The organism is Nonomuraea rosea (genome assembly GCF_039539705.1).
Taxonomy (GTDB): Bacteria; Actinomycetota; Actinomycetes; order Streptosporangiales; family Streptosporangiaceae; genus Nonomuraea; species Nonomuraea rosea.
The window spans coordinates 165574-184335 of record NZ_BAABDQ010000003.1 but is presented as its reverse complement, the minus strand read 5'-3'; the positions used below and the strand labels follow the sequence as shown (position 1 = coordinate 184335).

The following is an 18762-nucleotide window of genomic DNA, read 5'->3' as shown; positions in this document are numbered from 1 at the left end:
CGGACGGGCTCAGGCGGGGGCGACCGGGGGCTTGATCGGGGTGCGGCCACGGCCGAGGAGCCACAGCATCGCGCCGAGCGCGGCCACCTGAAGCGGCCAGCCCATCACGATCTTGGCGAACCCGAGCGCCGCCACCGCCTCGTCACCACCGCCGAACAGGTAGACGGGCCCCTGCACCGCGACCCGCACCGCGCACGGCAGCATGAGCATCCAGGTCAGGCGCGTGCACAGCCGCACGATGCCCGGGTCCTTGTGCCACGCCGTCGGGTCACCGGTGACCGAGCCGATCAGGAAGCCGACGACCGGCCACCGGGTGACGATCGACAGCAGCATCGCCACCATGTAGCCGGCGTTCCACAGGATGCCGGGCAGGAAGTAGTCCTTCGCGTCACCGGTGCGGCTGGCGAAGAACGCGCCGATGGCGATGCCGATCAGGCTGTTGATCACGAACTGCGGCGTCGACCGCTGCACGATCCTGACCAGCAGCAGCACGACCGACAGAGACACGCTGATGATGAGCGACGTCTTCAGGTCCTCGGTGGTGATCCACGACAGCGTGAACGCGATCGTCGGGACCGCCGCCTCGATGATGCCGCGCACGCCGCCGAAGGCCTTGGCGAGCTGGGCTCGCACCGCCGCCTCCACCGTGTCGTGGGCGACCGCTTCCGCCTCAGCACTCACATGATCAACTCCCTGGCCGCAGCTCGTAACGCGGATTGAACATCACCTTGCGCCCGTCCTGCATGCTGACCAGGCCCTCGGCCTTGACCGTGCGGCCCGGCTCGATGCCCGCGATCTTACGGCGGCCGAGCCAGACCAGGTCGATCACGTCCGACCCGTCGTAGAGCTCCGCCTCCAGAGCGGGGGCGCCGCCTCTTGGACGCAAGGTCACCGTACGTAGCGTACCCGCCACGCAGAAGCGCCGGCGCCCGCCACACGATGCGATCGGGGTGGCACCGACTTCGTCGGCGTCTTCACGTAGCTCCTGGGCCTCGATTTCGGACTGGGTGGTCGCCAGCCGACTGAAGAACCCGCGCAATCCCCCGCGTTTCGGAGGCTCTGCCGTACTCATGATGAATGCAGCCTATGTGATGTCAGCCCTCAGCGAATCTCACTGATTTCAGGTCCTCGTTTGAACGGGTTGACCCCCGGCCGATGCTCGTCCGTCTCGGCCGTCTGCTCGTTGGGTCGGCGCAGCGGAATCGGCTCCTCACGGGCCATCGGATCGTCGCCGCGCACGACCACGACGTCCTTCATGAAGTCCGCGAACGCCTCGGAGACCGCCTCGTCGAACGCGCCCTTGCCGGAGATCACCGCCAGCAGGAACCAGCGCGGCCCGTCGATGCCGAGGTAGCGCGCCGGCCTGGGACCGCCGTCCGCGTTGATCTCGCCGGTCAGCTCGCTGCCGAACGGGCCCTCCCGCTCCTCCAGATCCTTCGCCTGCGCGCGGATCTTGGTCTTGACCTCGTCCCAGAGTCCCGAGCTGCGCGGCGCGGCCAGGGCCTGGAGCTGCAGCGTGGTGTCCTCGTAGATGACCACGACGCCGACGTGCTGGTCACCCACGGAGGCCAGGCGTACGTCGAAGTCGGGGTTGTGCGGCAGTCTCAGGCCGCCGAGGTCGATCCTGTCGGTGTTCGGGTGGGCCTCGTCGGCGTCCCACGGGCCGGACTCTCGTGTGGGGACGGCAGGCTCCTGCTCGCCCGCCTGCTCCGGCTGCTCACGACGACGACGTCGGAACACGGTACTCACTCTCCCTGTTCGCCGGGCCTCGGTGCGGCCCGCTGTTCCGGGCCGGTTCGCGGCCCGCTGTCCCTCGGGCCGCATGCGGCCCCTTGCCCGATCCCCTGCCCGGTATGCCGCCTGACGACCGCACCGACCGGCTCCCTGCGCGGGATGCCCTCCGGCGGCGGCCTCATGGGTCAGCGTCCCGTAGATCCGAACCCGTTGGCGCCACGCACCGAACCCGGCAGGCGTTCGACCTCGTAGAAGGCCGCCCGCTCGACCTGTTGGATCACCAGCTGGGCCACCCGCTCGCCCCGCTGGAGGCGGAACGGCTCCTTGGCGTCGGTGTTGATCAGAGTCACCCTGATCTCACCCCGGTAGCCGGCGTCCACCGTCCCGGGCGCGTTGACCAGCGTGACGCCGTGCTTGGCCGCCAGCCCCGAGCGCGGGTGGACGAACGCGGCATAGCCATCGGGCAGGGCGATCGCCACGCCCGTGCCGATGATCGCCCGCTCGCCCGGCAGCAACTCGACGTCCTCGGCCGCGTAGAGGTCGGCGCCCGCGTCTCCCGGATGGGCGTAGGACGGCATCGGCAGCTCGGCGTCGAGCCGCTGGATGAGGACCTCTACATTGCTCAAGGGTTCACCTCGTAGTCGGGATGTTCTGCGGCGATGGCGGCCAGGTCGCCATGCTTGGCGAAGTGTTCCATGTTCACCTCGATGAACAGCGCTGCCGCGCGGACGGCGACCGGTCCGTCTGAGGCGCCGATGCGCCCCTCAGCCTCAAGGTACGCCTTCCTGCCGGTGATGCCGTTGCACCAGGCGCGCAGGTGGAGTGTCGTGCCCACGGGAACGGGGAGAAGGTAGTCGGTCTCCAGCCGAGCCGTCACATAGGGCTTGTGCAGCAGGTAGACGGACATTCCGATGACCTCGTCCATGGCGGTGGCCAGCACACCGCCGTGCGCGAGCCGTGGCGCCCCCTGGTGGGCCTCCCCCACGGTGAACTCCGCCTCGACGGTGGCGCCGTCGGGCGTCCTGGCCTTGAGATGCAGCCCGGTCGGATGGTCGGCGCCGCAGCCGAAACACTGGCTGTAGTGGGAGGACAGGGTGGCGCCCGCCGGCGGTGCGCCGGGATGGACCGCGGGCGCGGCGGCGTCCGGCGGCGGGGTGGTGAGGGAGGAACGAGTCACGGGTGACGAGGTTACTCCGTGTCCCCAGGGGGACCGTCCTCAGTCGCCGTTCCCGCCCCGGCAGGCCGCCGGCCCTCGCCGTAGGGGCTGAGGCCGTCGTCCCCCGGCCGCGGCGGATCGTCGCCCGAGGGACGGTCGTCGTGGGGCGGTGGCGGATCGTCGCCGGAGGGACGATCGTCGTGGGGCGGTGGCGGTGGCAGAGCGGGTGGTTTGTGTCTGAGCTCCGGCAACGCCCGGTAGATCACCGCGGCCACCGGCACGGCCACCGCCGCCCCGGCGATCCCCGCCAGGATGCCCCCGATGGCCAGCACGAGGATGATCGCCAGCGGGTGGAAGTTGAGCGCGCGCCCCACGATCAGCGGCTGGAGCACGTGGTTTTCGAGCTGCTGCTCGACGATCAGGATGCCCAGGAAGATCAGCGCGTAGACGAGCCCCTTGGCCCCCAGCGTGACGAGGGTCGCGACCGTGCCGGCGAAGAAGATGCCGACGATGGGGATGAAGCTGGCGAAGAAGATCAGCACGGCCAGCGGCGCCCACAGCGGCACCCCCATGCCGGCGAGCACGATGCCCATGATCAGCCCGTGCACGGCGGCCACGGCCACGGTGCCCTGGACGTAGTGGGACAGCGTGGTCCACGCGGCCCGCCCCGCCCGGTCCACCCGGGGCGCCACGCCGCCGAAGGCGCGCAGGAACCAGCCCCAGATCCGGTCGCCGTCCTTGAGCAGGAAGAACGTCACGAACAGCAGCAGCACGATCGACGCGAGCACCTCGAAGGCCACCGCGCCCGCCGACAGGACGGTGCCGGTGATCGCCGAGCGCTGCGCGTTGACCATCGTGGCGATCTCGTCGACGTAACCCGTGATCTGCGCCTCTTTGAGGTGCAGCGGGCCGGTGATCAGCCAGTTCTGCACGGATCTGGCGGTCTCCTGGACCTGCCTGACCAGGTTGGGGAACTCCTCGCTCGCCCGCGCCCCGACGAGCCACCCGGTGCCGGCCAGCACGGTGAGCGCCACCAGCATGGTGATCCAGGTGGCGTAGATGGGCCGCATCCCGGTGTTGCGCAGGCTCTTGGTCAGCGGGAACAGCAGCGCGGTCAGCAGCAGGGCGATCGCCACCGGCAACGCCACGAACGTCAGCCTGGCGATGACCTGGACGAAGTAGTAGACGACCACCCCGACGAGGATCAGGCACCCGCACCAGGCGGCCATCTTGGCCAGCACGGGCGGCACGAGTTTGGTTCGTCGGTCGGGCAGCACGTGTTCAAGACTGGCACGTCCGGCACGCGGATGCGCGCCCTTAAACGATCGAGCCTGGTCAACGGCCGTTCCGCTGTCGAAGAACACGCCGGGAGCACCCGCCTGCCCTGCTGACCAGGCCGGTTCACACCGCGTAGATGGGGCCTGTGCAAGGGGTGTGACACGTGTCACCGTCATGCTCATGAAGGCTGTCGTGGTCCTCGTCGTGCTCGCGTCCCTCATCGGCGCCCCCGCCCCCGCGCACGCCTCCCGCGCCGATCTGGCGCTGGACGTGCTGTCCGGCCGGCCCGACCAGGTCACCGGCGGTGATGCCCGCGTCAGGGTCCGCCAGTCCCGGGGCGGGAAACTCAAGGTGCTGCGCAACGGGGAGGACGTCACCGCCGCCTTCGAGCGGACGCGGGACGGCTTCGAGGGCGTGGTCACCGGCCTGACCGACGGGGACAACACGATCACCGCCGTGGCGTGGCCGTACCGGGAGTCCTTACGGGTGCGCAACCACCCGATCGAGGGGCCGGTCTTCTCGGGCCCGCACCAGTACCCGTTCCTGTGCAAGACCGAGCGCGGCGGCCTCGGCCCGCCCGCCGTGGACAATCAGGACGGCCAGGGCATGCGGGTCGCCGGCGGCTGGAGCAGGGACTGCTTCGCGCCCACGGCCGGCGACCGGCTGTACAGGTCGACGGACGGCACGTACAAGGCCATGCCGGACGGGCGTCCCGCCGACATGTCCACGACCACGCTGCTGGACGGCCGTACGGTGGACTTCGTCGTACGGCGGGAGCGCGGCGTGATCAACCGCTTCCTCTACTCGATCGCCATGATCGAGGACGGCTGGAACGGCAGGGCGGTCTACCGGTTCGACGGCGGCGTGGCGATCGGCCACGACCAGGGCACGCTCGGCGGCGGCGCGCTCGACCCGTACCCCCTCGGCAAGGGCTACGCGATCCTGCACTCCTCGGGCACCCGCACCTCCACCCACTACAACCTAATCCTGGGCGGCGAGACGGCGCTCATGGTCAAGGAGCGCTTCATCGAGCAGCACGGCCTGCCGCTCTACACGGTGGGCCTGGGCGGCTCCGGCGGCGCCATCCAGCAGTACATCTACGGCCAGAACCACGGCGACCGGGTGATCGACGCCGCCATCCCGCAGTACTCCTATCCCGACATGGTCACCCAGACCATCCACGTGGGCGACTGCGAGCTGCTTGAGCGCTACATGGACCACAATCCCCGCTGGGCCAGGTGGGACGACCGCACGGCGCTGATCGGCATGAACGCCAGCGACACCGCGGCGAACCGGTACACCGGCAAGCCGGGCTCCGACGAGTGCGTCAGCGGCTGGCGCGGCCTCACCCCGCTCACCATGAACCCGCTGTGGACCTCGAACAACGACCCCGAGTGGCAGCTCATGGACCCGCCGGGCGTCAAGGACACCGTGCAGTGGACGCACTGGGACGACGTGCGCACGGTCTACGGCCTGGACGCGTCCGGCTACGCCCGCTCGACCTGGGACAACGTCGGCGTCCAGTACGGGCTCAAGGCGCTTGCCGACGGCGTGCTCACCCCGGCCGAGTTCCTGGACGTCAACGCCAAGGCGGGCTCCTGGAAGGAGGCGGCCGCCATGGTCCAGGAGGGCTGCCCGTTCGTGCCGTCCGCCTGCCCGGCCGACTTCGACCCGTGGAGCGCGCGCAACATCAACCAGGGCGACCCCGCCCCCCGCCGCACGGGCGACCCCGTCGCGATCAGGAACGTCCAGCGCAGCGGCCTGGTGTTCAAGGGCGACATCGACATCCCCGTCATCGACTGGCGCCACTACCTGGAGGACCAGCTCGACATGCACAACGCGCACCAGTCGTTCGCCTCCCGGCAGCGGATGCTGAACCACGACGGCCGGGCCGGCAACCAGGTCATCTGGTTCACCGACGCGCGGCCCGACGGGCCGAGGTTCGACCAGACGCCCGAGGCGCTGCAGGTGATCGACGCCTGGATGGCCAATATCCGGAAATATCCGGCGCGCGGCGTCACCGGCAACAAGCCGTCCCAGGCCGTGGACCGCTGCTTCGCCACCGACGGCACCCAGCTCGCCGCCGGCCCGCACGTCTGGGACGGCATCCTCGACCGCCGCGCCCCCGGCGCCTGCACCCGGCAGTTCCCGCTCTACTCGACCACCCGCGTCGTGGCGGGCGGCCCGCTGGAGGGCGGCGTCTACAAGTGCCGCCTGCAGCCGGTGGACCGTGCCGTCGCCAGGGGCCTGTACGGCTCCTGGAAGCCGACCGCGGACGAACGTGCGCGGCTGGGGCAGATCTTCCCGACGGGGGTGTGCGACTACTGAGCCGAACCCCTCATGGGCACTCCTCCAGCACGGGCAGCTCGCGCATCGTGCGCATGGGTGAGGTGATCACCCACAGGAACGCCAGGCAGGAGCCGCACGCGGCGACCAGCAACGTGTTCCTGACCCCGATCACCTCGCCCAGCACGCCGCCGAGCAGCCCACCGACCGGGAGCGTGCCCCAGACGAAGAAGCGGACGGTGGCGGTCATCCTGCCGAGCAGCGGCTCCGGCGTGATGGTCTGGCGGAAGCTGAGCTGGGTGACGTTGTAGGCCACCGTCCCGGCCCCGAGGGCGAGCTCCTGCAGCGCGAAGAATGCCAGCCGCCAGTCCGCCTCCAGCCACGGCAGCACGAACGTCAGCGGCGCGGGCACCGCGATGGCCAGCCACATCGTCGGCCCCTGCCCGAGCAGGCGCACCAGCCTGGCGGTGACCAGAGCCCCGATGAGGCCGCCGAGCCCGCCGGCGGCCATGAGCAGCCCGATCGTGCCCGCGCCCAGGCCGAGCTCCCTGGCCAGCAGCAGCAGGATCATCGGCTGGGCCATGGCCGAGAACAGGTTCGCCGTGGCGGTGCAGCCGGCGATGCGGCGCAGCAGCCGGTGCCCCAGCACGAACCTGACGCCTTCCGCGATCTCCTTCACCAGGCGGGCGCGGCGCGGCTCCTGGCGTGCCTCCGGTCTGCGTATCGTCGTCAGCAGCAGCGCCGACCAGGCGAACCCGGCCACCGTGGCGACCAGCGCGAAGGGCGCGGTCAGGAACTGGATCAGGTAGCCGCCGGCGCTCGGCCCGCCGAGCTGGGCGACGGTGCGCACGACCTCCAGCGCCGAGTTGCCCTCCACGAGCCGCTCGCGCTCGACCAGATGCGGCAGGTAGCTCTGGTAGGCGACGTCGAAGAACACGGTGAAGACCCCGAGCACCAGCGCCACCGCGCAGAGCTGGTAGATCGTCAGTGCGTCCAGCCACCAGGCGACGGGCACGGAGACGAGTGCGAGCGCCCGCGCCCCATCGCTGACGATCATCACCACCCGCTTGCGCAGCCGGTCGACGAGCGCGCCCGCCGGTAACCCGATCACCACGAACGCGACCGTCTGACACGCGGCCAGCACGCCCAGCTGCACGGCCGAGGCGTGCAGCGCCGACACCGCCACCAAGGGCAGCGCCAGCACGAGGACCTGCGCACCGGCCTGGCTCGCGGTGTCGGCCAGGAACAGTCCGCGGAAGTCGCGATCGCGCAGCAGGCTCACCGGAACGAGGATCCACGACCGATTGAGAAAAATCAACCGGCTATAGGGTGACCGACCATGGGCACCAAACGCCGCCCCGCCACCGAGGCCGAGGCCCGCGCGCTGGCCTCCTCCGCCCGCCTGCGCATCCTGCGCCTCTGCCTGGACCAGGCGCTCACCAACAAGGAGCTCGCCGGCCGGCTCGGGGCGAACCCCGCCACCACGCTGCACCACGTGCGCAAGCTCGTCGAGACCGGTTTCCTGATCGCCGAGCCCAGCCGCCCCGGCCCGCGCGGCTCCACGGAGATCCCCTACCGGGCCACCGGGAAGTCATGGGAGATGGACGTCAGGGAGAGCGGGGTGAGCGGCGGCAACGCGGCGATACTCGGCGCCTTCCTGGAAGAGGTCAGGCTCGCCGACATCGGCCAGAGCGACTTCACCAGGCTCGGCCTCAGGCTCTCCGCCGAGGGGCACGCCGAGCTGCGGCGGCGGCTGCAGGAGGTGTTCGACGACTTCCGCGGCAGGCCGCCGGCGCCGGACGGAGAGGCGTACTCGCTGTTCCTGGCCATCCACCACGACACCGGCCGCGAAAGCTGACGGGGGCAGCTGCCCCCGTCAGACCCGGCCTCAGCCCAGCTGGACCTCGACCCTCAGCGCGTCGCCCTCATCGAGCACGAACTCCTCCACGTTGCCCGCCGCGCACAGATCGTCCTGCGCCTGCCGCACGAGCCCCGCCTCCGGCCCCGAGACGCCGAGCCTGGAGATCTCGGCCCGCATCGACAGCTTGGCCTCCGACTTGGCCTTGCGCACCTGCCCGAGCACCTCGGACGCCACCGCCAGCACCGCGGGATCCCCCGCGCCGCGCTCCACGGCGGGCCACGGCGCCCGGTGCACCGAGCCTTCGCGCCACCACGACCACACCTCTTCCGTCACGAAGGGCAGGAACGGCGCGAACAGCCGCAGCAGCACGTCGAGCGCCTGGCGCAGGGCCGCGTGTGCCGAGGCGGCGCCGGCGCCGGACTCGTACGCGCGGGCCTTGACCAGCTCCAGGTAGTCGTCGCAGAAGGCCCAGAAGAAGCGCTCGACGGCCTCCAGCGCCCTGGTGTGGTCGTAGGCCGCGAACGCCTCCCCCGCCTCGCTCACGACGTCGGCCAGGGCCGCCAGCATCGACAGGTCCAGCGGCTCGGTGACCGCCCCCTCCGGCTCGGCCAGCCCGAGCACGAACTTGGAGGCGTTGAGGATCTTGATCGCGAGCCGCCGCCCGATCTTGAGCTGCCCGGGGTCGAAGGTGGTGTCCACGCCGTAGCGCCCGCTGGCCGCCCAGTAGCGCACGGCGTCGGAGCCGTGCTGCTTCAGCAGGTCGAGCGGGGTGACGACGTTGCCCTTGGACTTGGACATCTTCTTGCGGTCGGGGTCGAGGATCCACCCGGAGATCGCGACGTCGCTCCAGGGCAGCCCGCCGAACTCGTAGTGCGACCTGACCACGGACGAGAACAGCCAGGTGCGGATGATCTCGTGCGCCTGCGGCCGCAGATCGGCGGGGAAGACGCGCTGGAAGAGGTCGTCGTCGCTCCCCCAGCGGCCCGCGATCTGCGGTGTCAGCGACGAGGTCGCCCAGGTGTCCATGACGTCGGGGTCGGCCATGAACCCGCCGGGGACGCCGCGCTGCTCCTCGGTGTAGCCGGGCGGCACGTCGGAGGACGGATCGACCGGCAGCAGGTCCTCCGGCGGCACGATCGGCGCGTCGTGGACGAGCTGTCCCGACTCGTCGACCGGATACCACACCGGGAAGGGCACGCCGAAGAAGCGCTGGCGCGAGATCAGCCAGTCGCTGGTGAGCCCTTCGACCCAGTTGTCGTAGCGCACCCGCATGTGCGGCGGATGCCACACCAGCTCGCGCCCGTGCCCCAGCAGCCGCTCACGCAGGGCCTCGTCGCGCCCGCCGTTGCGGATGTACCACTGGCGGGTGGTGACGATCTCCAGCGGCTTGTCGCCGCGCTCGTAGAACTTCACCGTCCGCTGGACCGGGCGCGGATCGCCGTCGAGGTCGCCGGACTCGCGCAGCAGCTCCACGATCCGCTCCCGCGCGCTGTGCACGGTCTTGCCCGCCAGCTCCTTGTACGGCTCCGCGTCCACGCCCTCGGGCGCCTCGGGCAGCAGCCGCCCGTCCCAGCCGATGACCGGCCGGGTCGGCAGGTGCAGCTCCCGCCACCAGGTCACGTCGGTGATGTCGCCGAACGTGCAGATCATCGCGATGCCCGAGCCCTTGTCCGGCTCGGCCAGGCGGTGCGCCAGCACCGGCACCTCGACCCCGAACAGCGGCGTCAGCACCGACGTGCCGAACAGCGGCTGGTAGCGCTCGTCGTCGGGGTGCGCGACCAGCGCCACGCACGCCGGGATCAGCTCGGGCCTGGTCGTCTCGATCCAGACCGGTCCCTGCTCGCCGTAGAAGGAGATCCGGTGGAAGGCGCCGGGCCACTCCCGGTCCTCCAGCTCGGCCTGGGCGACGGCCGTGCGGAAGCTGACGTCCCACAGGGTCGGCGCCTCGGCGAGGTACGCCTCACCGCGCGCCAGGTTGCGCAGGAACGCCCGCTGCGACACCGCCCGCGACTCGTCGCTGATCGTGGTGTAGAGCAGCGACCAGTCCACGGACAGACCGACCCGCCGCCAGACCTCCTCGAACGCCTGCTCGTCGACGGCGGTCAGCTGGTGGCACAGCTCCACGAAGTTGCGCCGGGAGATGGAGATCTCACGTTTGCCGGGCTTCTCCGGTGGAACGAAGCCGGGGTCATAGGGCAGCGACGGATCGCAGCGCACACCGTAGACGTTCTGGACGCGCCGCTCCGTCGGCAGGCCGTTGTCGTCCCAGCCGATGGGGTAGAACACCGACTTGCCGATCATCCGCTGATAGCGGGCCATGATGTCGGTGTGGGTGAAGGAGAAGACGTGACCGACGTGCAGCGAGCCGGACACGGTCGGCGGCGGCGTGTCGATCGCGTAGACCTGCTCGCGGGGCTTGGACCGGTCGAACCGGTAGGTGCCCTCGGTCTCCCAGCGAGCTACCCATACCTGCTCCAAGCCGTCGAGGGTCGGCTTTTCCGGCATGGAGGCATGGCCTAGTCGCTGTTGAGTCATGCCTCCATATGGTACGGCTTCGCAGGCCCGGCAAGCGGTAGAGACTAGTGTTCGTTACAAAGGGGAAGGGAGAGCGGCATGGCGGAGGACAAGCCCGATATCGCCTGGCGAGTCATCGGCGGTTTGGTGGGATTGGTGACCGCGTGGGGCGCGCGGAAGATCCTCGGGTTCGTCTGGACGAAGACGACCGGCAAGGAGCCGCCGATCGACACGGACTCACCCGAGGTCAGCATGGGCGAGGCGATCGGCTACGCCGTCGTCATGGGCGTCGGCATGTCGGTGGCACAGATCGTGGTCAACCGGACCGCCAAGAAGCGCTACGACGCGTGGAAGACGGTGAAGCAGGTGACTCCAGGGCACTGAGAAACTCGTTCGCCCAGCGGTCCACGTCGTAGGTGGCCACCCGGCGGCGCATGGTGCGCATCCGCCGGGCCAGCTCGTGCGGCGTGGCCCGCATCGCCGCCAGCATCTGCCGCTTGACGTCCTCCACGTCGTACGGATTGACCAGATACGCCTGCCGCAGCTCGTCGGCCGCCCCCGCGAACTCGCTGAGCACGAGCGCGCCGTGCAGGTCGTGGTGACAGGCGACGTACTCCTTGGCCACCAGATTCATCCCGTCGCGCAGCGGCGTCACGATCATGACGTCGGCGGCGAGATAGAGCGCGGCCAGCTCCTGGTGGTCGTAGGACTGGTGGAAATAGTGGATCGGCTGGTAGCCGAGCTGCGCGTGCTCGCCGTTGATCCGGCCGACCTGCAGCTCGATGTCGTCGCGCAGCCTCTTGTACTCCTCCACCCGTTCCCTGCTCGGCGTGGCGATCTGCACGAACACGGCCTCGTTCGGCCGCAGCCGCCCGTCCTTGAGCAGCTCCCCGAACGCCTCGAGCCGCTGCCCGATGCCCTTGGTGTAGTCGAGCCTGTCGACGCCGAGCAGCACGTGCTCGGGGTCGCCCAGCTCCACCCTGATCTCCTTGGCCCGCGCCATGATGTGCGGCTCGCGCACGAGCGAGTCGAGCTGGGAGAAGTCCACCGAGATCGGGAACGCCTGCGTGGTCACCACCCGGTCGTCGAGGAAGATCTCGTTCCCCTTGTACGGCAGCCCGAGCAGCCGCCGGCACAGCCTGCGGAAGTTCGAGGCGCCCCCGGGCAGCTGGAAGCCCACCAGATCGGCCCCGAGCAGCCCCTCGACCAGCTCCTTGCGCCACGGCAGCCGCCAGAACAGCTCCGTCGGCGGGAACGGGATGTGCAGGAAGAACCCGATCCGCAGGTCGGGCCGGAGCTTGCGGAGCATGGCCGGCACGAGCTGGAGCTGGTAGTCCTGCACCCAGACGACCGCGCCCTTCTCGGCGGCGTCGGCGGCGGCGGTGGCGAAGCGCTCGTTGACCGCCCGGTAGGTCTCCCACATCTCCCTGTCGAACACCGGCGGCGCCACCACGTCGTGGTAGAGCGGCCACAGCGTGGCGTTGGAGAAGCCCTCGTAGTAGAGCTCGACCTCGTTCGCCGACAACGGGACGGGGATGAGGTTCATGCCGTCCTGCTCGAACGGCTCCAGCTTCTCATCCGGCGCTCCGTGCCACCCGGCCCAGGCTCCGTGGCGCCGCTTCATCACCGGCGCTATCGCCGTGACGAGCCCGCCAGGACTCCTGCGCCACGAGGCCGCTCCGTCAGGCTCGATCGTGCGGTCCACCGGCAACCGGTTCGCGACGATCAGAAACGAGCTACGGCCAGTCACGCAGTCCTCCTATTGGTCAAATGTCAGGAGAGCCGCCTAGTGCGCGGCTCACGGCAGCCGTCACCGACTCGGGCCCCGCATGGGGGATGATCGCGGCGATATGGGCATCGGGCCTGATGAGCCATGCCTCGTCCGGCCCTGCGCCGAGCTTCTCAGCGAGCGAGCCGGTCCCTTCCATCTCCGCGAGCCCGCGTACGGCGAGCGGTGCCGTAATGACCTTGCCCAGGACCTGCGCAAACAAACGCGAATCGCACATATCGCCCAATAGAACGAGGAATCCGTCACGGCAGATCGAGCGCAGTCTTCCTCCGGGCACCGGCAGGTCGGGCAGGATCACTCCGGGAGCGGGCTCGCACAGCGCCCCCTTGGGCGGCCGGCCCCGGAACGGGCGTCCGGGCTCGGGCGTGGTGAGCGGCGAGTCCACGTACCAGAAGGGCTCGGCGAAGCGGCCCGAGTCCACCTCCGCGGCCAGGCCGCCCGTCAGCGCCGCGCGCCGGCGCACGCGCTCCTCCACGGTCCTCGGCGCGATGAACCGCATGGTCGCGGCGGTGATCTCCATGTTCTCCACGGCGGCCGCGTGCCGCTCGGCGTGGTAGCTCTCCAGCAGGCCGTCGCCGGCCCAGCCGTTGAGCGCGAAGGCCAGCTTCCACGCCGCGTTCTCGGCGTCGGGCACGCCCGAGTTGAGCCCGCGCGCCCCGAACGGGGCCACCAGGTGGGCGCAGTCCCCGGCCAGCAGGACCCGGCCCACGCGCATGCGGGAGGCGATGCGGGAGTGGAAGCGGTACGTGCTCCGCCAGAGCAGCTCGTAAGGCTCGTCGCCCAGGATTTGCCTGATTTTTCGCGAAATATCGATATCTGTTGGGATGTAGTCCGGTGCGATCTGCCAGTCGATCCTGAACGTGCCCCCCGGGCACGGGTGGATCAGCACCTGGCGGCCGGGGTTCCACACGGGGTCGAAATAGAAGCGGCGCTCGTTCTCCCAGCCGGGCAGGTCGGCCTTGACGTCGCAGATCAGGAACTGGTCGGCGAACGTCTCGCCGCCGAACGTGACGCCCAGCGAGCTGCGTATCACCTCGGCCCTGGCGCCCGCGCAGACCACCACGTAGGGGGCGCGCAGCAGCCGCTGGCCGCACCGGAGCGTCACCCCCGACTCGTCCTGCGTCAGGCCGGTGACCTCGTGGTCCCAGCGGACCTCGACGAGCGGCTGCGCGGCGATGACGTCGTCGAGGATCTGCTCGGTGCGGGTCTGCGAGATGTTCACGCACGGCGGCAGCGGCCCCTCGCGATCGAACGTCCAGGAGAACAGCTCGGTGTCGCGGTAGTAGGTGCGGGCGGTGGTCCAGGCCAGCCCCTCCTCCGCCACCCGGCCCGCGCCCGCGGCGGCCCAGATGTCGAGCACGTCGCGCTGCTGGCAGATGGACTTCGACCCGATCGGCTCCCGCCCCGGCCGCCGGTCGAGCACCAGCACCTGGATGCCCCAGCGGGCCAGCAGCAGCGCGGCGCTCTGCCCGACCGGTCCCGCGCCGATGACGATGACCTGCGCCCCCGTCTCCACCACCGGCTTCATGACTGGAGCTGGTCCCATACCTCGCGGTCGCGCTCCGCGGTCCAGACGCGCGGCCGCTCGACGCCGTGCAACTCGTCCCAGAGCCTGGAGACGTTGAACGGCAGGCAGTGCTCGAAGATCGGCCAGGAGCCGTACCGCGGCTCCAGTGCCTCGTGGGTGCGCTCGAACGCCTCGCGCAGCGTGCTCGCGGCGCCGGTCTCGCGCAGCATCACGGCCAGGAAGTCGCGGGTCTGGGCGATGGCCGCGGCCACCTCGCGCTCACCGCGCGCCACCGCTCCCCTGCCGCCGACCAGCGTACGGGCCCCGAACGAGGCCACCTCGCCGAGCGTGCCCGACGACCAGTCCCGGTGGAAGGCGTCGCCGGTGTAGAGGGCGGCCTGGGACTCGACCAGGTCCCCCGCGAACATCACCCGCTCCTTGGGCAGCCACGCCACCAGGTCGCCCTCGGTGTGCCCCCTGCCGCAGTACGCCAGCACCAGGTCACCGCGGTCGCCGCCCAGATCGATGGTGAACCGGTCGCTGAACGTCGCCGTCGGCCAGGTCAGGCCCGGGATGGACGCGGGCTCCTTGAACAGGCGCGGCATCCTGGCGTACTCGCTGGCCCAGTCCTCCTTGCCACGCTCGGCGATCAGCTCGCGGGTCTTGTCGTGGGTGACGATCACGTCCGCGCCGAACGCCGACGCGCCCAGCACCCTGACCGCGTGGTAGTGCGACAGCACCAGGTACCTGATCGGCTTGTCCGTGTGCTCGCGCAGCCTGGCCAGCCACTCGCGGGCGGCCACGGGCGTCGCCAGGGCCTCGAAGCAGACGAGGAAGTCCTCGCCCTCGATCGCGCCGATGTTCGGGTCGCCTTCCGCCGTGAGCGCGTAGACGCCCTCGGCCAGCACCTCCAGGGACTGCTTCTTCTCGCCGAGATCCGCCGACGAGGCGAACGGTCTGGCCATCGCTCCTCCTCCCGCTCAGGCGTCGAAGTCCGGTCGCGCCCCGGGCGCGACCGGATGACTCTGACAATCCACGACATACCCACGACTCCCCCGTGTACGGCCACAGAGCCTCCAGAGCAGCCGTGGGGCGCCGCAGGCCCTCCTGGGTGCCTAATAGTTGAGTCTCAGCCCGGACGCCTCGACTGGACCATGTGGAAGCGGCCCGCGACGTAGCCGGGATCGGTCAGCGAGGCCGTGGCCGCCGGGTTCGCGCCGGTGCCGTGGTAGTCGCTGAACGCGGCCGACTGGTTGACGAAGACGCCGCCGGTCAGGTTGCAGGACAGGTTCACGCCCGCGTCGACGGCCGCCCGCTCGGCCTGGCCGAGCACGGCGTCGGAGGTCGAGTAGACGGCGGCGGTGAGCGCGCCGCGGGCCCTGATCGTACGGCGCAGCACGTCGAGGCTCTCCTCGGTCGAGCCCGTGGGGATGACGAAGGAGATGGGGCCGAAGTGCTCCTCACCGTAGACGCCGTCCTTCGCCGCGTCCACGCGTACGATCACCGGGGTCCTGACCACCGCGTCCGGGAAGGACGGATGCTTGAGCGCACGCGACTCCAGCACCACCTCGCCGAGCGCGGGCGCCGCCTCCACCCGCGCCAGGACGTCGGAGCTGACGATGGCGCCGGTCAGCTCCACCGCGCGGGCGTCGTCGCCGAGCAGCTTGCCGACCGCGGCGGCCAGGCCCGCGACGACCTCGTCGAAGCTCTTGTGCCCCTCGTCCGTCTCGATGCCGCCGGCGGGGACGAGGATGTTCTGGGGCGCGGTGCACATCTGGCCGCTGTAGAGCGACAGCGAGAACGCCAGGTTGCCCAGCATGCCGCGCCAGGAGCCGGTGGAGTCGACGACGATCGTGTTGACCCCGGCCTTCTCGGTGTGGACGAGCGCCTGGGTGGCGTTCTGCTCCAGCCAGTCGCCGAACTCCGTCGAGCCGGTGAAGTCCACGATGCGGATGGCGGGGTGGGTGGCCAGGTCCTTGGCCAGCCCCTGGCCCTCCTCGACGGCCAGGGAGACGAGCGCGGGGTCGAACCCGGCCTCGGCGAGCACCTCGCGAGCGATCCGCACGGTGATCGCCAGCGGCAGCACGGCGCGCGGATGGGGCTTGACGATCACCGGGTTGCCGGTGACGAGCGAGGCGAACAGCCCCGGGTAGGCGTTCCAGGTCGGGAACGTGTTGCAGCCGATCACCAGCGCGACGCCCCTCGGGACGACCGTGAAGCGCTTGTCCATGACCAGCGGCTCGCCCTTGGCCGGCTTCTCCCAGCGGGCGGTGGCGGCCGAGGCGGTCATGGCGGCGTAGCCGCAGGCGATGGCTTCGAGCGCGCGGTCCTGCGCGTGCGGCCCGCCCGCCTGGAAGGCCATCACGAACGCCTGGCCGGTGGTGTGCTGGACGGCGCAGGCCAGCTCGAAGCTCCGCCGGTTGATCCGGTTGACGATCTCGACGCAGGCCAGCGCCCGCGCCTCCGGGCCCGCGTCCCGCCAGGCGGGCATCGCCGCCTTCGCGGCGCTGATCAGGTCCTCGGCCAGCGGCTGCGGATAGGTGACGCCGAGTTCGATCCCGTACGGCGAGCGCTCGCCGCCGATCCAGGACCCGGTGCCCGGTTGTTCGAGCGGGAACGGCTTCCCGAGATAGGACTCGAACGCCTCCTTGCCCCGCTCGGCCGCCCCCTCGCCATAGACGCGCGGGCTCGGCGACTCCGGATAGGCGCTCCAATATCCGCGGCCGGCGATCGCGGAAAGGGCTTTCTCCAGGGTCTCGCGGTGCTGCTCGAACATGTTGTCCACCCTCTTGACAGGGAACGGCCAGTCGTGAAGTGTTTACCGAACATTCGGTCAGTTGACAAGGAGACCTGCGTTGGAGAGCGCGCGTCGCATGATGGACGCCGACACCGCCTCCGCCGCCCTGGGCATCGAGCTGACGGAGCTGGGCGAGGGCCGGGCGGTGTGCCGCATGACGGTGTCCGGGCAGATGGTCAACGGTCACACCCTGTGCCACGGCGGTTACGTGTTCCTGCTCGCCGACACGGCCTTCGCCTGCGCGTGCAACACGTACGGCCCCGTGACGGTCGCGGCGGGCGCGGAGATCACCTTCGTCGCGCCCGCGCGCGAAGGTGACATTCTGGTGGCCGAGGCGGCAGAAAGGACTGTCTACGGCCGCAGCGGCATCTACGACGTCACGGTACGCAGGCCCGACGGCCAGGTGGTCGCGGAGTTCCGCGGCCGCAGCAGGCAGCTGAACGCCGGGCCAGACGGGCAGCACGATCGGCAGCACGACAGGCAGCACGACAGGAATCCGACGGCAGACCACTGAGACGGGAGCGGTGAACGGCTGATGAGACTCGGCGATCCCCCCGCGCCGGACGAGCTCGACCCGATCGAACGGGTGTCCCGCGACGAGCTCATGAAGCTCCAGCTCGAACGACTGCAATGGACACTCAGCCACGCATACGCAAATGTCCCGCTATATCGGGAAAAGTTCGATAGCGTCGGCATCCATCCGAGCGACTGCAAAGAACTGGGCGACCTCGCCCGCTTCCCCTTCACCACCAAGCAGGACCTGCGCGACAACTACCCGTTCGGCATGTTCGCCGTGCCGCGCGAGCGGGTCGCCAGGATCCACGCCTCCAGCGGCACCACCGGCAAGCCGACCGTGGTCGGCTACACCAGGAAGGACCTGGACGTCTGGGCGGAGGTCATGGCGCGCTCGATCCGCGCCTCCGGCGGGCGGCCCGGCGACATGGTGCACGTGGCCTACGGATACGGGCTGTTCACCGGCGGACTCGGGGCCCACTACGGCGCCGAGCGGCTGGGCTGCACGGTCGTCCCGGTCTCCGGCGGCATGACGCCCAGGCAGGTGCAGCTCATCACGGACTTCCGGCCCGACATCGTCATGGTCACGCCGTCGTACATGCTGGCCCTGCTGGACGAGTTCGAGTCGCAGGGCCTGGACCCGCGGGAGTCGTCGGTCAGGATCGGGATCTTCGGCGCCGAGCCCTGGACCGAGCGGATGCGCACGGAGATCGAGGACCGCTTCGACCTGCACGCCGTCGACATCTACGGCCTGTCGGAGGTGATGGGCCCCGGCGTGGCGAACGAGTGCGTCGAGAGCAAGGACGGGCTGCACGTCTGGGAGGACCACTTCTATCCGGAGACGGTCGATCCGTTCACCGGCGAACCGGCCGGCGAGGGCGAGCTGGTCTTCACGAGCCTCACCAAGGAGGCCATGCCGGTCATCCGTTACCGCACCCGCGACCTGACCAGATTGCTGCCGGGGACCGCCAGGCCGGCGTTCCGCCGCATGGTGAAGGTGACCGGCCGGACCGACGACATGATCATCCTGCGCGGCGTGAACGTCTTCCCGACCCAGATCGAGGAGGTCGTGCTGCGCACGGCGGGCCTGTCGCCGCACTTCCAGCTCCATCTGACCCGCCCCGACCGGCTGGACGTGATGACCGTCAAGGTCGAGGTCCGGCCCGGTTTCGAGAGCCGGGCAGAGGCCGGCGCGGCGCTGCGCAAGGCGGTCAAGGACACCGTGGGCGTGAGCGTGGAGGTCGAGGTGGTGGATCCGGAGACGCTGGAACGCTCGGTCGGCAAGCTCAGACGCGTCATCGACAAGCGGATAACCAGGGATAATTAG

General features: G+C 70.3%; 17 protein-coding genes. 5 read left to right on the top strand and 12 right to left on the bottom strand.

Annotated features, from left to right (window positions below; translation table 11 throughout):
- Positions 1 to 9 precede the first annotated feature (9 nt).
- The 6 genes from ABEA43_RS08315 to ABEA43_RS08290 all read right to left on the bottom strand — a co-directional run bounded on the left by ABEA43_RS08315 (position 10) and on the right by ABEA43_RS08290 (position 4167).
- Entirely contained in the window at positions 10 to 681 is a 672-nt protein-coding gene (locus tag ABEA43_RS08315) for a DUF3159 domain-containing protein (RefSeq protein WP_345560032.1), read from the bottom strand.
- Between the two features lie 4 nt (positions 682 to 685).
- A complete protein-coding gene (locus ABEA43_RS68130; RefSeq protein WP_225289212.1) occupies positions 686 to 892 on the bottom strand; it encodes an OB-fold nucleic acid binding domain-containing protein in 207 nt (68 codons plus the stop codon).
- Between the two features lie 209 nt (positions 893 to 1101).
- Positions 1102 to 1740 (bottom strand): DUF3710 domain-containing protein, encoded by a 639-nt coding sequence (locus ABEA43_RS08305; RefSeq protein ID WP_345560031.1) that lies wholly within the window; start codon positions 1738 to 1740, stop codon positions 1102 to 1104.
- A 179-nt stretch (positions 1741 to 1919) separates the two neighbouring features.
- A complete protein-coding gene (gene dut / locus ABEA43_RS08300; protein WP_345560030.1) occupies positions 1920 to 2360 on the bottom strand; it encodes a dUTP diphosphatase in 441 nt (146 codons plus the stop codon).
- A complete protein-coding gene (locus tag ABEA43_RS08295) occupies positions 2357 to 2911 on the bottom strand; it encodes a PaaI family thioesterase (RefSeq protein ID WP_345560029.1) in 555 nt (184 codons plus the stop codon). The genes dut and ABEA43_RS08295 overlap by 4 nt, the downstream gene beginning before the upstream one ends.
- Positions 2912 to 2922: 11 nt before the next feature.
- The gene (locus ABEA43_RS08290) at positions 2923 to 4167 is read right to left on the bottom strand and encodes an AI-2E family transporter (protein ID WP_345560028.1); all 1245 of its coding nucleotides are present in this window, start codon (positions 4165 to 4167) and stop codon (positions 2923 to 2925) included.
- A gap of 181 nt (positions 4168 to 4348) precedes the next feature.
- Here ABEA43_RS08290 and ABEA43_RS08285 point away from each other — a divergent pair, with 181 nt between their 5' ends.
- The gene (locus ABEA43_RS08285; RefSeq protein WP_345560027.1) at positions 4349 to 6496 is read left to right on the top strand and encodes a DUF6351 family protein; all 2148 of its coding nucleotides are present in this window, start codon (positions 4349 to 4351) and stop codon (positions 6494 to 6496) included.
- Positions 6497 to 6506: 10 nt separating this feature from the next.
- Here the strand turns inward: ABEA43_RS08285 and ABEA43_RS08280 are convergent, their stop codons facing one another.
- A complete protein-coding gene (locus ABEA43_RS08280; protein ID WP_345560026.1) occupies positions 6507 to 7736 on the bottom strand; it encodes an MFS transporter in 1230 nt (409 codons plus the stop codon).
- Between the two features lie 57 nt (positions 7737 to 7793).
- On the opposite strand from ABEA43_RS08280, the gene ABEA43_RS08275 reads away from it, so the two are divergent.
- On the top strand, positions 7794 to 8312 hold the full coding sequence (locus tag ABEA43_RS08275) for an ArsR/SmtB family transcription factor (RefSeq protein ID WP_345560025.1): 519 nt from the start codon (positions 7794 to 7796) through the stop codon (positions 8310 to 8312).
- A 30-nt stretch (positions 8313 to 8342) separates the two neighbouring features.
- Here ABEA43_RS08275 and valS read toward each other — a convergent pair whose 3' ends face one another.
- Positions 8343 to 10820, bottom strand: a complete 2478-nt coding sequence (valS, locus tag ABEA43_RS08270; protein ID WP_345560024.1) for a valine--tRNA ligase — start codon at positions 10818 to 10820, stop codon at positions 8343 to 8345.
- Positions 10821 to 10928: 108 nt separating this feature from the next.
- Between valS and ABEA43_RS08265 the strand changes: the two genes are divergently transcribed.
- Complete coding sequence (locus ABEA43_RS08265) at positions 10929 to 11213, top strand: DUF4235 domain-containing protein (RefSeq protein ID WP_345560023.1); 285 nt, start codon at positions 10929 to 10931, stop codon at positions 11211 to 11213.
- On the opposite strand, the gene ABEA43_RS08260 is transcribed toward ABEA43_RS08265, so the two are convergent.
- From ABEA43_RS08260 to paaN, 4 genes are all read right to left on the bottom strand, one after another.
- Positions 11146 to 12579, bottom strand: a complete 1434-nt coding sequence (locus ABEA43_RS08260) for an alpha,alpha-trehalose-phosphate synthase (UDP-forming) (protein ID WP_345560022.1) — start codon at positions 12577 to 12579, stop codon at positions 11146 to 11148. The genes ABEA43_RS08265 and ABEA43_RS08260 overlap by 68 nt on opposite strands.
- A gap of 16 nt (positions 12580 to 12595) precedes the next feature.
- Positions 12596 to 14146: an FAD-dependent monooxygenase gene (locus ABEA43_RS08255; RefSeq protein WP_345560021.1), complete on the bottom strand. Its 1551-nt coding sequence runs from the start codon at positions 14144 to 14146 to the stop codon at positions 12596 to 12598.
- Positions 14143 to 15090 (bottom strand): MBL fold metallo-hydrolase, encoded by a 948-nt coding sequence (locus ABEA43_RS08250; protein ID WP_345560020.1) that lies wholly within the window; start codon positions 15088 to 15090, stop codon positions 14143 to 14145. The genes ABEA43_RS08255 and ABEA43_RS08250 overlap by 4 nt, the downstream gene beginning before the upstream one ends.
- 164 nt (positions 15091 to 15254) lie before the next feature.
- Positions 15255 to 16901: a phenylacetic acid degradation protein PaaN gene (paaN, locus tag ABEA43_RS08245; protein WP_345560019.1), complete on the bottom strand. Its 1647-nt coding sequence runs from the start codon at positions 16899 to 16901 to the stop codon at positions 15255 to 15257.
- A gap of 97 nt (positions 16902 to 16998) precedes the next feature.
- On the opposite strand from paaN, the gene paaI reads away from it, so the two are divergent.
- Complete coding sequence (gene paaI / locus ABEA43_RS08240) at positions 16999 to 17436, top strand: hydroxyphenylacetyl-CoA thioesterase PaaI (RefSeq protein WP_345560783.1); 438 nt, start codon at positions 16999 to 17001, stop codon at positions 17434 to 17436.
- 21 nt (positions 17437 to 17457) lie between these two features.
- Positions 17458 to 18762: a phenylacetate--CoA ligase PaaK gene (gene paaK / locus ABEA43_RS08235; protein WP_345560018.1), complete on the top strand. Its 1305-nt coding sequence runs from the start codon at positions 17458 to 17460 to the stop codon at positions 18760 to 18762.

Bases quoted from the DNA above. Each gene is read 5' to 3' on its own strand.
- ABEA43_RS08285 (WP_345560027.1), top strand. From the start codon at position 4,349: ATGAAGGCTGTCGTGGTCCTCGTCGTGCTCGCGTCCCTCATCGGCGCC.
- ABEA43_RS08275 (WP_345560025.1), top strand. From the start codon at position 7,794: ATGGGCACCAAACGCCGCCCCGCCACCGAGGCCGAGGCCCGCGCGCTG.
- valS (WP_345560024.1), bottom strand. From the start codon at position 10,820: ATGCCGGAAAAGCCGACCCTCGACGGCTTGGAGCAGGTATGGGTAGCT.
- ABEA43_RS08265 (WP_345560023.1), top strand. From the start codon at position 10,929: ATGGCGGAGGACAAGCCCGATATCGCCTGGCGAGTCATCGGCGGTTTG.
- ABEA43_RS08255 (WP_345560021.1), bottom strand. From the start codon at position 14,146: ATGAAGCCGGTGGTGGAGACGGGGGCGCAGGTCATCGTCATCGGCGCG.
- ABEA43_RS08250 (WP_345560020.1), bottom strand. From the start codon at position 15,090: ATGGCCAGACCGTTCGCCTCGTCGGCGGATCTCGGCGAGAAGAAGCAG.
- paaN (WP_345560019.1), bottom strand. From the start codon at position 16,901: ATGTTCGAGCAGCACCGCGAGACCCTGGAGAAAGCCCTTTCCGCGATC.
- paaI (WP_345560783.1), top strand. From the start codon at position 16,999: ATGATGGACGCCGACACCGCCTCCGCCGCCCTGGGCATCGAGCTGACG.
- paaK (WP_345560018.1), top strand. From the start codon at position 17,458: ATGAGACTCGGCGATCCCCCCGCGCCGGACGAGCTCGACCCGATCGAA.